The following is a 13,523-nucleotide window of genomic DNA, read 5'->3' as shown; positions in this document are numbered from 1 at the left end:
GAAAACAACGTCAGATCAGGAAGTAGAACGACCGCAACAAGCGCCACTGCCGCGCAAGCGGCTTAGTCCGAGAGCCCGAAGTGACGAATGCTGCACTTCGTCTGAACGGCTGGTTTTGGTAAACAGTCTCAGATCAAAAAGTTGGATGACGCCCTGTGTCCGGAAGCTCATATTGCGAACAAGTCATATCAGAGCATCTTCAACCGTCATTACACCGCACTGAAAGAGGGCATACTTCAGCGCATTGCCGAGATGCGTGGCCGGAAAATTCAGCTCCAAGGGGCAAGCCACACATAATCCCCTTTAAAAGCAACTTCTGATATATTTTCAAGGACGCGCGACCCTGTGACTGTGCGTGAAGATATTGGGCATTTGACAGGAGGAGTTAAGACTTATATTGACTCGCAAGAAGCCACAGTTGTTTGATAAAATCTGGATAAGCCATGCCCCTCGAAAGTCTAACCGCAATGGCCGCGTGGTCAAATCTTCGTAAGAATCCAGGCTCACGGTGGCCGGCTCGATCTGAGGTGCCGACACGTCTTGAACCCATTTGTCAGCCGAACCTACAGCCATCTTTCAAACTACAACCAGCGGAAAAGGTCTTTACCGTTGGGTCTTGCTTCGCGCGAAATGTGGAGAAGCACCTTGCGCGTCTAGGCTATAATTTGCCAGGCAGAGAATACGTACCTAAAGAGCTTAATAACCTGCCGCTTGATGGATTTATGAATAAATTCACGCCTCAATCTATGTTGAATGAGTTTCTTTGGGCCTTCGAACCGGACGAAATGCCAGACTCCTCAGAGACGTTTTTACCGCAGGCGGACGGGACTGTTATCGATGGGCAGTTGATGTCGAAAATCAATGTGTCACCAGAGCGGGCATACGAGCGTCGCCAAGAAATTACTGACACATTCCGTCTTTCGCAGGACTGTCGAGTTGTCGTTTTTACGCTGGGTCTTGTTGAAGCTTGGTTCGATAAGAAAACCGGAATTTATTTGAATCGCGCTTTGTCGCAATATAATGCCTCGCTTGAACCAGACCGTTTTGAACTTCACGTGCTATCATTTGAGGAACTGTACACCGCCACGAAGCGATTGATGTCGATTTTGGCGAAACATGGCCACCCTGATTTGCGTATCTTGCTAACGGTGTCTCCTGTCCCTCTCTTGGCAACATTTACCCAAAAGGATGTATTGTCCGCGAACACTTATTCCAAGTCTGTTTTACGAACCGTTGCGGAGCATATTTCCTACGAGTTCGATCAAGTTGACTATTTTCCAAGTTATGAAAGCGTGACGTTGTCTGATCGTACGCTAGCTTGGCGTGATGATTTGGGTCATGTCCGCGATGACCTTGTCAGCGTTATTGTCAGCAATATGGCGGAAGCATATGCGCGCACCAAGGTGACTGCGGATGTCGCGAGAAAAATTCTTCCGAAAAATTACACATCGGTTGATGGTATCAAGCAGCTTGCGGCTGCACCTAAGCCGGATGGTGCATGACGGGCTCTTCGCAAAATTGTAGCTTGGCGGTCCCTGCCGCTAAACCGACGAAAAGTCGGCGGATGGACATGTAGCATGTCGTGGATGGTCAATATTTCTGGGTAGTAATACTGCATGAGGCAGCTAAATATTATATCGCAGGTTGTGTGTGGCCTCGGTAAATAAATTCGAAGTTTAACAGATCGGACGGTTTCATGTTTAAAATTAAAGCGAAGGTGCAGCGGGTTGTCGATCGGGCGATTAAGAAGGCCGTCGATAAGGCCTCCGCGGACTCAAACGAACGACTTGCCTCGCAACATGATGCCAGCCAGGTCGCCATGGAAGCTACTGCTAAAAATGCCGCTGAGCTTGCTGCGAAAATGGTTGCCGCACGGATTGGTAACAAACCTGCAACCACAGGTGCCAACGCCGATGAGACGTACTACCCATCCTCGCGGGCAAGGCGACCGATCGGTCATGTCTATGACGAGTTTTCGCGCGGGACGAACCCATTTAGCCTTATCCAGACCTGTGGTGTCGCCGATATCACTGATCCAATTGAGAAAATTGTTGATCTGTACAATCGGTACGGGATTGTAAAAATCCGCCGTCTGTATTCCGAGGAGCAGTCCCAAAAATTGGCCAAGCTCTGTGAAGACTTCTCGGGTTTGACGACGCGAGACTTCAATAAAGTGGTTAAAGGCGAGAAGAAGTGGGCAAAAGGCGGCGCACCTGTGCTCAATGATGATCGTTTTTGGCCGTTTGCTGCGAACAAGGGCCTCATGAATGTCCTTCATGGAATTTTGGGGGAGAAGTGTTTTGAGTTCGGGTCGGCCGTGGCTGTGCACTACTCTGCACGCGGACTTCACCGTGACTACCGACCGTTGGTCGAAGATCCAAAGTCGGACTACGCTTTCACCAACCCTAAAAAGCGTATTGTACGGGTCTTGCATTACTGTGACGCAGGCGGCGGGGCATTTGGATATATTCCATTTTCCCATGATCAGGAAAAGTTCGCAGCGGCCACAAAGCGGGTCGGGGTAAAACATGACACTGCGTGGTTCGACGAACATCGCGAAACCGTGCGTCAAACCCGTGTGACCAGAGATTTCTTCGCAGCCGATAACATCGAAAGACATATTTCATGGGCTTATGCGGACCCTGGTGACGTCATGGTTACGAATTCTGCGATGCTGCATTGTGGTGAGTATTTGACTGGTCCACGAGCGTTTTTCGTGTCGTCCTATGCAGAGGCAAATTCGGATACGGTTAAGCGCGCTGCGGCACCGATCAAATCTGGCCTAGGCGTTGATTATCACAAGCACATGCTAAAAAGCGGATTTAAGGGCAGTCAGGACGTACTAGATTTCGTTAAAGAACGTGACGCTTGATTTAAGGCTTCATCTGCTTGACGCCATTTTGAGTTTTTAACGGTGACCTGACGGTTTTTGTCGCTCTAATTCTTTGGTGGGCAGTCTTCAGTGGGCTTCCTATCTCCGCTAACATTATGCGTCTGGTTGACGTCCTTGCGGGCTTCATTCGCGGTTACGACACCATGCTTGCCCACGATCTTGCGGGGGGTGCGTCCGTGTAGCTTGTATTGCACCACGTAGACCTTCCGACTCGTTGGATAAATTCTCAGACCAAAGCCGCTCAATTCGTTGTCCCATGCCCGACCAAATCGCCGCCGTACGCGAAGCCTTGTCGGACATGGGGGAAGCCACCCCCGAACAAATCGCCCGCCGCTTCGTGCGGGGCAGGGCCGTCACAGTAGAACCCCTGATGGAAAGCCTAGCCGCGCTGGGCCAAGCCGAAAAGGGCGAGGATGGAAGGTTTGCGGCTTAAGGTTGGCAAGCATCGCAAAGAGGTGGAACGATATTGATGTTTGGAGTCACTCATAAGCACCGATATTTCCGTATTCAGGTGATCGTTAGCGTCACCGTGGGAATGGCCGTCTATTTGGCAACCAAGGGGGGTCTAATCCCCCAAGGCTATCATGATAGCATTCCGCAACAGGTGGGGTTGGAGTTGTGGACAATTGGCCCCGTCTTGGCCGCCTGTGTTCTTGTGTACTTTCGGCGCGCGTCGCTCGACTTGTGGTCCGTCATTGGTACGTCGCTGCTGATCTACATATGTGTTTTTGGCACGTTGCCGTTCATCGCGGCCAGTGATGGGGCGTCGCGCGGTGATCAAGAATGGCTCTACTTTGCATTCCTAAACTTTGTCGGGATGCTGATCTTTGGTGGCGTAAATGCGTGGCTAGGAAAGTTGCTGGGTGTTCTGACGGTTTTTGCGCTGGGCCTTAGCATCACTACGGGGCAGATGGAGATTTTAGTGCTGACGCCCTTGCTGACGTTGCTCAACATTACAAATGTCTATGCGCAATGGTTTGTTGCGATTGTGATAACGGCCAGTAGACCCGAATGCAGATATCTTGGAAACCATCCGCGATGATACACTATTTTTGTTAGAGCACCTTGGGGTCAACCGACTTCCCTATCTTACGCAGGGCAACGATCTGATTTTTGCGGCTGATTTTACCAAACAGCATCCAGATATGATCAGTGAGATTATTGGCATTTGCGCACGCGCGCCGTTGGAGGGCGACTTACATTATGCGGGCATGGGGGCGTGGCATAGGTTTTTCACTTCAACCGCGAGGCACGCGCCGCATTTGCTGCATTTTACGATCAAAGCGGCAATGTCGCTGTCGAGGCGCGTTGGCGTCAAGACGATGTACTTCAAGACCCAACAGGGATCGCCCGCAGATATGGAGCTGGATAAAGACCAAGCGCTCGTTGATGTATTGGTCTCAAATTGCGAACTTTTGATGGGCAAAGAAAGAGACGGTGCACAGGCCTACGTTATGGAGATGTTAGCTTGCGAAAGTCCCTGGGCGGACCTACTCCGCGCGACGCAAAAGACGAAGACTTGGTTTGTGAACGGCGTTGAAGACCCTGTTGTGGATGTCGCAACTGTTGCGGAATATCGCGAAGCTTATCCATGGATCGAAATTGAGGTCGTTCAAAACGCGGGCCAAATGCTTTTGTATCAGCACTTCGAGATGTTGCTTCCCCGCGTTGCAAAAGCGGCGCATGAGGCGCAAACCACAAGCGGAATTAGCTGACAACACTGCGTCTCACAGATTTAGCGTATGCGTCCTAAAATCGATGCTTTGTCGTAAGGCAAAATACCCCCTTTCATGAAGCGTTATGTATAAATCTCAGTTTCTTGATAGTTTAATGGTAAGCGTAGTTCTGGCCCCACCTTCCTTGAGAGCGTTTGATCTGCGAGCCATGACCGTGATGTACTTTCTCACGGATGAACTCCATGGATATGCCTTCTGAGTTTCTCACAAAGTTTGGTATTGTTATTGACCCGCGCGGCCACCCCAGTGACGCGGGTCGCTGAGATCGCAGCGGCGCTATGATCCATCAGACCTATGGGGTGAAGATATTCGTGGCGACCAAACCCGTGTACTTCCGCAAAGGACATGACGGGTTGGCCGCCCTGGTGCAGAGCCATCTGTAGCACAAACCCTTTGATGGCGTGGTTTATGTGTTTCGGGCCAAGCGGGTAGACCGGCTGAAGCTGATTTTCTGGGATGGGTCGGGGCTGATGATGGCCTGCAAACGGCTAGAGCAGAACCAATTCAAATGGCCTGCCATCAAGGATGGTGTGATTCGGCTTGATCCGGCGCAATTTGAGGCGCTTTTTGCAGGGCTCGACTGGCGGCGAGTAACGGCTCGGGCAATCACGCCACTGGCTGCGGCAGAGTGAATCAGGTCGGGTTTTCAGGCGGTGCTGACCGGACGGTTTTGTTATCCCTAACGCATTGATTTACCTACCGATCTTCCCACCGATGTTGCGACGTTGCAGTCGCTTTTGCGTGCCTCTGACGCACGCGTTGCTGATCGCGACGCCATCACCGACTGCAAGGAAGACCGTATCGAACGGCTGGAGAAGCGGGTCTCGGACTTCAAGCAAGCACCGTTTGGCACAAAGTCTGAGAGCGTCGATCCCGACCAATATCAGTTGGCGCTTGAGGATACCGAGACAGCCATCGCGGCGGTAAGAGTAAGGGATGAAGCTACAATTCGCGGTGTTACAGTCAGTGGGTCTGCAAGCGCGCAAGGAACAAAAACTGGAACGGTTTGTGACTTTGGCCAAGAGCAGGTCGATATGACCGGTGCCAGCGTAGATTGGCGTCGGGATAGTGGTGTGGTGCGCACCATGCAAGGAGTGCCAGCCCATTTCTGATTTATGAAATGCCGTTGGTTAAGTAAGGTCGGCCTGAGTAAATCCTTCATCTTGATCGCGCCTTTAACTAAGTTGGGCTGGCTGTTTATAAATTCAGCTTCAAGAAAGGGATCTGCGCGTAATTTCTTCAAGCGCCTATTTTTCGCGCAAAAATGCTTAAAATATGTGCGTTTATTCATAAATTCCGCGTACGATATTGGATATTTCCCCATTGCTTGCCCCTCTCGTAATATCGGGCCATGATCCTCACTAATCTAAAGAGGCTCGCGTGACCGCACATTTTCCTATCGCTCCAAAGCAGAAGCTTCAGCGCGCACATGGGGTGTTGAACATAAGTGCTCAACAGGATGTCGGCGGTGTCTCACGGCTGAAAAACCTGCGCCAGCAAGGCTCGTACCGTGCTATTTTTCCGCGCACCATCAGCGGAAATGTTGAGGCGGTGATCATCAATACTGCGGGTGGTGTGACGGGGGGTGATAACTTTTCAACAACTGCTGTCGCCCATGAAAACGCAGGTCTCAGCCTTACAACTCAAGCCGCCGAACGCATCTATCGTGCGCCGGACAAGACCGCAGGTTTGATGAAAACGTCATTGAGCGTTCAAAAAGATGCGCAGATGTACTGGCTTCCCCAAGAGACGATCCTGTTTGACGGATCACGCTTGAAGCGTCGCCTTGACGTTGATCTGCACGCTAATGCCAAATTCCTGATGGTTGAACCGTTGGTTTTCGGGCGCGAAGCTTCGGGGGAAACCTTGCGATCTGGTGCCTTGAATGATCGTGTTTGTATCGCGATTGACGCGCAGCCAATCTATCTCGATCGTATCAAACTTGACGGTGACATAGCCTCTCAACTTGGCCGTACAGCCATAGCGAACGGTGCGCGGGCGATGGCAAACATTGTAATGGTCGATCCAAACGCAAAACCTCTGCTAGATCAGGTCCGCGCTCTTCTGCCTGCCTGTGCAGGTGCGAGCCTGTTGGGCGATACGACCCTTGTTGTGCGCATTTTGGCCGCCGACAGCTTTGTTTTGCGAACTGCTATTGTGCCAATATTGACCCTTCTTACCAATAACGCCGTGCCCAAAAACTGGAGACTTTGACCCATGCAACTGACCCCGAGAGAAAAAGACAAGCTGCTGGTCGCAATGGCTGCTGAGGTGGCCCGCAAGCGGTTGGCGCGGGGGGTGAAATTGAACTATCCAGAGGCGATTGCGCTGATCACGGATGCCGTTGTTGAGGGCGCGCGCGACGGGCGTTCTGTGGCCGACATGATGGAAGCTGGCGCGCATGTTATCACCCGTGATCAATGTATGCAGGGTGTCCCCGAAATGATCCACGACGTGCAGGTCGAGGCCACATTTCCCGACGGCACGAAACTCGTCACTGTCCACAACCCGATCAGATAGGAGCACCCCATGATCCCCGGAGAGATTTTTCCCGCAGATGGCGAACTGATCCTAAATGCAGATCGCGAGGCGATTACGATTATGGTGGCCAATACAGGCGACCGCCCTGTGCAAATCGGTAGTCACTATCATTTTGCCGAATGCAACGAAGCTTTGGATTTTGATCGCAGCGCGGCGCATGGCCACCGCCTTGATATCGCGCCTGGTACTGCCGTGCGCTTTGAGCCTGGTCAACGCCGTGAAGTGAACTTGATCGAAATATCAGGCGCGCGCCGCATCTTTGGTTTCAACAATAAAGTCATGGGAGATCTCTGATGGCCACTTCAATCAGCCGCGCAGATTATGCTGCGATGTTTGGCCCGACGGTTGGCGACAAAATTCGTCTCGCCGACACCGAGCTGATCATCGAGGTCGAGCGCGACCTAACGGCCGAGCGCACCAATGGCGGCAACGGCATGACCTACGGTGAAGAAGTTAAATTCGGTGGCGGTAAAGTCATCCGCGATGGCATGGGGCAATCGCAAGCAACCCGTGCTGCGGGTGCTGTTGATACCGTCATCACCAATGCACTGATCGTTGATCATTCGGGCATTTACAAAGCCGATGTGGGCCTGCGTGACGGGCGCATTCACAAGATTGGCAAAGCAGGCAATCCTGACACTCAACCGGGTGTCGACATTATTGTTGGCCCCGGTACCGAAGCTATCGCGGGTGAAGGTCGCATCCTGACCGCTGGCGGGTTTGATTCACATATTCACTTCATCTGCCCTCAGCAGATCGAGGATGCGTTGCACTCTGGTCTGACCACGATGCTTGGCGGTGGTACCGGCCCCGCGCATGGCACATTGGCCACCACATGCACGCCGGGTCCGTGGCACATTGGACGGATGTTGCAGGCGGCGGATGCTTTTCCAATGAACCTCGCCTTTGCTGGAAAAGGGAATGCCAGCCAACCTGATGCCTTGGTCGAAATGGTAAAAGGCGGCGCATGCGCGTTGAAATTACACGAGGATTGGGGCACCACCCCTGCTGCGATTGATTGCTGCTTGTCCGTTGCCGATGACATGGATGTGCAGGTGATGATCCACACGGATACTTTGAATGAATCCGGTTTTGTGGAAACCACAGTTGCCGCCATGAAGGGCCGCACGATCCACGCCTTTCATACTGAGGGGGCAGGGGGTGGTCATGCCCCAGACATTATCAAGATTTGCGGGGAAGAGCATGTTTTGCCTTCGTCGACAAACCCAACGCGGCCCTACACGGTTAACACGCTCGAAGAACATCTCGACATGCTGATGGTCTGTCATCACCTCGACAAATCTATCCCTGAGGATGTCGCCTTTGCAGAGAGCCGCATCCGGCGCGAGACGATTGCAGCAGAGGACATTCTACACGACATGGGGGCGTTTTCGATCATCGCCTCCGATAGCCAAGCCATGGGGCGCGTTGGCGAGGTGCTCATCCGCACGTGGCAAACCGCTGACAAAATGAAGAAACAACGCGGACGTTTGCCCGAAGAAACTGGCGAGAACGACAATTTCCGTGTGCGTCGCTACATTGCGAAATACACGATCAACCCAGCGATCGCCCATGGCATCAGCGGCGAGATTGGCAGCATATCCGAGGGCAAGCGCGCTGACCTCGTGTTATGGAATCCCGCGTTCTTTGGGGTGAAACCTGAAATGGTTTTGATGTCGGGAACGATTGTCTGCGCGCAAATGGGTGATCCGAACGCGTCAATTCCGACACCGCAGCCTGTCTATTCACGCCCGATGTTTGGCGCATTCGGACGTTCGGTCGAACACTCGGCGGTTTGCTTTGTGTCCGCGGCTGCGCAAGCTGATGGGATCAGGGACAAGCTAGGATTGGCCAAACAGACTGTAGCTGTGCAAAACACTCGTAACATTGGCAAGTCTGATCTGATCCACAACTCTGCAACGCCACATATGGAAGTGAATCCAGAAACCTATGAGGTGCGCGCGGATGGGGAACTATTGACCTGTGAGCCAGCAACTGAACTGCCAATGGCGCAACGGTACTTCTTGTTCTGATGGTTGATTTTGTTGCAAACGCGATCTGTAAAGCCGGGTCTTGGTCGAATCCTTTTGAGCAATGCGTTCTGACTTACGAAGAACGCTTTTTGCGCCGTAAGGTTCTAAAGACGGCTGACGATCAAACCGTTCTAGTCGATCTAGCACATACAACATCACTGGATCATGGGGATGCGCTCGAGCTGAACGATGGGCGCTTTATCGAAATCATTGCGGCTCAAGAAGCATTATTGCAAGTGAGGGGTGACTTGGTGCAACTCGCATGGCACGTCGGCAATCGTCATACGCCCTGCCAGATTGAAAAAGAGCGTTTGCTGATCCAAAACGACCCTGTGATTGGACATATGCTCGAACACCTCGGGGCAACTGTTACCGTCGTTCATGAACCCTTCACTCCCGAAGGGGGCGCATATGGCCACGGGCGCACGCATAGCCATGAACACGGCCATAGCGCCCATGACCACTGATGTTCTAACCCTGTCGCAATTATTATCCCCCAGCTTTCCTGTGGGCGCGTTCGCCTATTCACATGGCTTGGAAACGGCGATCAATGACGGGTTGATTGAGGACGCTGATAGTTTGCAAGACTGGCTTCTGGCTTTGTTAGAGCAGGGCAGCCTGCGCGCCGATGCGGTTTTGTTGAATGCGGCTTATGGATCAGCTGATCCATTGATTGATGCCAGCGCACGTGCCTTTGCCTCCTCTTCTGAAAGGTTAATGGAAACGGACCTGCAAGGGGCCGCGTTTTGCGAAACAGTTTTGGCAGTCTGGGGGCATGATCTCGGGCGGCTTTGCTATCCTGTCGCCGTTGGAGGGATCGCCGCCAAGTTGGATCTTGATGTTGAGCTCGCAACTGCGATGTATCTGCAAGCTACCCTTGGCAATCTGATCGCCGCCGCGATGCGCTTGGTTCCTTTGGGCCAAGTTGATGGTCAAAAAGTGCAAGCCGCGCTGAAACCGTTTTGCACGGAAATTGCCGCGCAATTGCGCGACGCGACCTTGGATGACCTTCACAACGCTGCTTGGATGTCTGACATCGTCGCTATGCAGCACGAAACCCAGTATTCACGTATCTTTCGGAGCTAGTAGAATGGCATCACCAAATGGACCTCTTCGCATCGGGATCGGCGGCCCTGTGGGCGCAGGCAAAACAACTCTGACGGCGGCGCTTGCACGGGTGCTATATCCGCATCTGTCATTGGGCGTCGTCACCAACGACATTTACACCCGAGAGGACGCAGAAGCGTTGATGCGCATGCAAATCTTGCCCCAAGATCGAGTGATTGGCGTCGAAACTGGCGGTTGTCCGCATACCGCAATTCGCGAGGATGCCTCGATCAATCTGGCCGCGATTGCCGAGATGCGCAAACGGCACGAGGACCTTGAAATCGTCCTGATTGAGAGCGGTGGTGACAATCTATCCGCAACTTTCAGCCCTGAACTCGCAGATGTAACGGTCTATGTGATTGATGTGGCCGCTGGCGAAGAAATCCCGCGCAAAGGCGGCCCTGCGATTACAAAATCGGATGTTCTGGTCATCAACAAAACCGACCTCGCGCCACATGTGGGCGCATCGCTTGATGTGATGGAACGCGATGCAAAACGCATGCGCGGCGATAAACCGTTTGTGTTCACCAGCCTGCGAGGCGGTCAGGGCGCGACGGAGGTCATCGAATTGCTCGCCAGTATCGGTGGATTTGAACCACCTGCCTAGACCATCACGGCATCGAATAAAGTTTGGCGGTCCAGATCTTTTGCGCGTTTGTGAAATGAGACTTCCCCACGTTTCATAACGGTGAAGTCGTCACCAAGGTCATAGGCAAAATCAAAGAACTGTTCGACCAAGACAATCGCCATATCGCCTTGCTCGCAAAGGATACGAATGACGTTGCCGATCTGCTGGATGATGTTGGGTTGAATACCTTCTGTTGGCTCGTCTAGTAATAAAACCTTGGGCCGTGTGATTAGTGCGCGGGCAATCGCGAGTTGCTGTTGTTGCCCGCCGGACAAGTCACCACCACGGCGATCTGCCATTTCTCTGAGCACAGGAAACAGCTCATAAATGTGATCGGGCACAGCGTGGTGAGCTTTCTCCAAACACGCAAAACCTGTCTCTAGGTTTTCGACGACAGTCATCATTGGAAAGACTTCTCGCCCTTGGGGCACATAGGCGATACCTGCTTTCGCCGCGTCAAAGGCACTCAGATGAGACTGGCGCGCACCATCAAGCGTAATCTCTCCATCCGCATATGGGTGGCGACCTGCAATGGCTTTAAGGAGGCTGGTTTTTCCGACACCATTGGTGCCCATAACACAGGTCACTTCGCCTGCTTTTGCGGTTAATGAAACGCCGTTGAGGATCTGACTTTGACCGTATTTCAAAGTAAGGTTTTGAACATTTAACATTGCTTAGCGCCCCAAATAGACATCTACGACGTCTTTGTTCTTGGTCACATGATCGAGCGAGCCTTCGGCCAGAACCGACCCTTGGTGCAACACAGTCACTTTGCAGTTCAAGCGACGCACAAAATCCATGTCATGCTCTACCACGATCACAGCACGCGTCTTTGCGGCGTGCACAAGGATGTCAGTGGTCTTTTCACGCTCAACTGCGGACATGCCAGCGGCGGGTTCATCGACGAGCAAAAGACGCGGATCTTGGGCAAGCAGCATCCCGATCTCCAACCATTGCTTTTGTCCGTGGCTGAGCGCGCCTGAGGTTTGATCCAATGCATCTGATAAGCCGATTTCATCACTGATGGCACGCACGCGTTCTTCAGTGTCGAGTGCCGCGCGGTTGAGTAAAAGATCGAGGGGTTTGCGCGGGTTTTTCAGCGCAAGGGTAATGTTTTCGCGCACTGTTTGCGCCTCGAATACTGTGGGTTTTTGGAATTTACGACCTATTCCCGCTTGTGCGATCTGACTTTCGGACATGCCGAGCAGAGACACGGATTTCTCGCCCCATATGACATATCCTTCGTCGGGTTTTGTCTTGCCCGTAACAATGTCCATAAAGGTGGTTTTACCCGCCCCATTTGGCCCAATGATCGCGCGCAGTTCTGGCTCTGCGACTTGGATCGACAGATTATTGATCGCCTTGAACCCATCAAAGCTTACGCTGACACCCGAGACTTCCAAAAGCGCGCTCATGATTGTTTTCCTTTGCGTGCCAACAGATCGAACAAGCCGCCGATCCCCTTGGGAAAGAACAAAGTGACCGCCACAAACGTCAAGCCCAGCAGCACGAGCCACCAGTCGGTCCAGTTGATTACGTATATGCCAAGGTTGATGTCTGGCGCGCCGCCACCTGTGAACCACGAGGACATGAGCGAGACCACCGCCGCGCCGATCACCGCACCATAGAGCCGACCACGCCCACCAATCGCTACCCAAACTGCCAAGTAGATCGACGCGATTGGTGCAATCTCGGCAGGGTTGATGATACCTGCTTGCGGATAATACAGCGCACCAGCCACGCCCGCGACCATCGCGGTGACAGTGAAGATGAACAGCTTGTAGCTCTCGACATGATAGCCCAAGAAACGCACCCGCGCTTCGTTGTCGCGAATGGCGCGGATGACGGATCCGAACTTGCCAGAGGTCATCCACACGAACAACAGATAGCCCGAACCGAGAGCAAACGCCGAGGCCCAGAAAAACCACAGCGACAGGGTTGCTTGAGACACATCGTCTAGGCCGGGAATGTTTTGCAGACCTGACAATCCGTTGTTGCCGCGCAGGCCTGTATCATTCTGGAAGAAGTATAGTGACAAAGCGAGGGTCATCGCTTGGGTCAAGATTGATAAATAGACGCCAGTCACGCGGCTGCGAAACGCGAGCCAGCCAAACACAAGCGCAAGCAATCCCGGCACCAACACAACGGCCAATAACTGCAAGGTCAATGAATGGGAAAATGCCCAGATCACGGGGAACTCGGAGCTGCCGACAACGCCAAATATTTGGCTACCAATGGCGGTTGTAATTTCGTCCGGGGTGGGTGGTAGGATGTTGTTCTCTAAGGAGGTGACAACGATGTCTTTGGTGCGATCATACATCAACCACATGCCAATCGCGTACCCGCCGATCCCGAAAAATGCGAAATGCCCAAGGCTTAAGATGCCGCAATAGCCCCAGACGACGTCCATTGCGATCGCTACAAGGCACAAGCACAGCGTCTTGCCCAACGTCTTTAGAAACGAGGTTGAGATGAGCGCGGTTCCCGCAGCCTCGCTCAGGATTGAGACCAAGACGGTAAACAGCGACAGGCCCAAAAGGAACCAAAGGACGGACGGGTTTTTGGCAATGAAGGAATTGTTCATG

General features: G+C 52.7%; 15 protein-coding genes and 1 pseudogene. 13 read left to right on the top strand and 3 right to left on the bottom strand.

Translation table 11 applies throughout. The features are described 5' to 3' along the window. Positions 1-467: 467 nt before the first annotated feature. The 13 genes and pseudogenes from PFRI_RS06605 (at position 468) to ureG (ending at position 10,917) form a co-directional block, all read left to right on the top strand. Positions 468-1,502 carry a GSCFA domain-containing protein gene (locus PFRI_RS06605; RefSeq protein ID WP_175549233.1) on the top strand — a complete coding sequence of 345 codons (1,035 nt, stop codon included), beginning with the start codon at positions 468-470 and terminating at the stop codon, positions 1,500-1,502. A gap of 194 nt (positions 1,503-1,696) precedes the next feature. After that, a complete protein-coding gene (locus tag PFRI_RS06600; protein WP_072629909.1) occupies positions 1,697-2,872 on the top strand; it encodes a phytanoyl-CoA dioxygenase family protein in 1,176 nt (391 codons plus the stop codon). A gap of 490 nt (positions 2,873-3,362) precedes the next feature. After that, on the top strand, positions 3,363-3,935 hold the full coding sequence (locus PFRI_RS06585; RefSeq protein ID WP_139292101.1) for a hypothetical protein: 573 nt from the start codon (positions 3,363-3,365) through the stop codon (positions 3,933-3,935). Next, positions 3,916-4,608: a hypothetical protein gene (locus PFRI_RS06580; protein ID WP_072629906.1), complete on the top strand. Its 693-nt coding sequence runs from the start codon at positions 3,916-3,918 to the stop codon at positions 4,606-4,608. Before PFRI_RS06585 ends, PFRI_RS06580 begins: the two co-directional genes overlap by 20 nt. 419 nt (positions 4,609-5,027) lie before the next feature. Further along, positions 5,028-5,261, top strand: a pseudogene (tnpB, locus tag PFRI_RS21500) (IS66 family insertion sequence element accessory protein TnpB); the annotation flags it as partial. Positions 5,262-5,366: 105 nt separating this feature from the next. Next, positions 5,367-5,741 (top strand): IS66 family transposase, encoded by a 375-nt coding sequence (locus PFRI_RS06570; protein WP_170124851.1) that lies wholly within the window; start codon positions 5,367-5,369, stop codon positions 5,739-5,741. A 268-nt stretch (positions 5,742-6,009) separates the two neighbouring features. Beyond that, positions 6,010-6,843: an urease accessory protein UreD gene (locus PFRI_RS06565; RefSeq protein WP_245812305.1), complete on the top strand. Its 834-nt coding sequence runs from the start codon at positions 6,010-6,012 to the stop codon at positions 6,841-6,843. A gap of 3 nt (positions 6,844-6,846) precedes the next feature. Further along, entirely contained in the window at positions 6,847-7,149 is a 303-nt protein-coding gene (locus PFRI_RS06560; protein WP_072629904.1) for an urease subunit gamma, read from the top strand. A gap of 9 nt (positions 7,150-7,158) precedes the next feature. Next, positions 7,159-7,464: an urease subunit beta gene (locus tag PFRI_RS06555; protein ID WP_072629903.1), complete on the top strand. Its 306-nt coding sequence runs from the start codon at positions 7,159-7,161 to the stop codon at positions 7,462-7,464. Then, positions 7,464-9,203, top strand: a complete 1,740-nt coding sequence (gene ureC, locus PFRI_RS06550) for an urease subunit alpha (protein WP_072629902.1) — start codon at positions 7,464-7,466, stop codon at positions 9,201-9,203. The genes PFRI_RS06555 and ureC overlap by 1 nt, the downstream gene beginning before the upstream one ends. Next, entirely contained in the window at positions 9,203-9,670 is a 468-nt protein-coding gene (locus PFRI_RS06545) for an urease accessory protein UreE (protein ID WP_072629901.1), read from the top strand. Before ureC ends, PFRI_RS06545 begins: the two co-directional genes overlap by 1 nt. Further along, positions 9,660-10,289: an urease accessory protein UreF gene (locus tag PFRI_RS06540; RefSeq protein ID WP_072629900.1), complete on the top strand. Its 630-nt coding sequence runs from the start codon at positions 9,660-9,662 to the stop codon at positions 10,287-10,289. Before PFRI_RS06545 ends, PFRI_RS06540 begins: the two co-directional genes overlap by 11 nt. A gap of 4 nt (positions 10,290-10,293) precedes the next feature. Continuing rightward, entirely contained in the window at positions 10,294-10,917 is a 624-nt protein-coding gene (ureG, locus tag PFRI_RS06535) for an urease accessory protein UreG (RefSeq protein ID WP_072629899.1), read from the top strand. Here the strand turns inward: ureG and urtE are convergent. Genes urtE through urtC form a run of 3 tightly spaced genes read right to left on the bottom strand, consistent with a single transcriptional unit; the run spans position 10,914 to position 13,522 of the window. Beyond that, entirely contained in the window at positions 10,914-11,609 is a 696-nt protein-coding gene (urtE, locus tag PFRI_RS06530) for an urea ABC transporter ATP-binding subunit UrtE (RefSeq protein ID WP_072629898.1), read from the bottom strand. The genes ureG and urtE overlap by 4 nt on opposite strands. Positions 11,610-11,612: 3 nt before the next feature. Further along, a complete protein-coding gene (gene urtD, locus PFRI_RS06525; RefSeq protein ID WP_072629897.1) occupies positions 11,613-12,353 on the bottom strand; it encodes an urea ABC transporter ATP-binding protein UrtD in 741 nt (246 codons plus the stop codon). Continuing rightward, positions 12,350-13,522 (bottom strand): urea ABC transporter permease subunit UrtC, encoded by a 1,173-nt coding sequence (urtC, locus tag PFRI_RS06520; protein WP_072629896.1) that lies wholly within the window; start codon positions 13,520-13,522, stop codon positions 12,350-12,352. Before urtC ends, urtD begins: the two co-directional genes overlap by 4 nt. Position 13,523: the final 1 nt, after the last annotated feature.

Origin of the sequence: Planktotalea frisia, assembly GCF_001890925.1 — a bacterium.
GTDB lineage: Bacteria > Pseudomonadota > Alphaproteobacteria > Rhodobacterales > Rhodobacteraceae > Planktotalea > Planktotalea frisia.
This window is presented reverse-complemented; position numbering and strand designations above follow the sequence as displayed.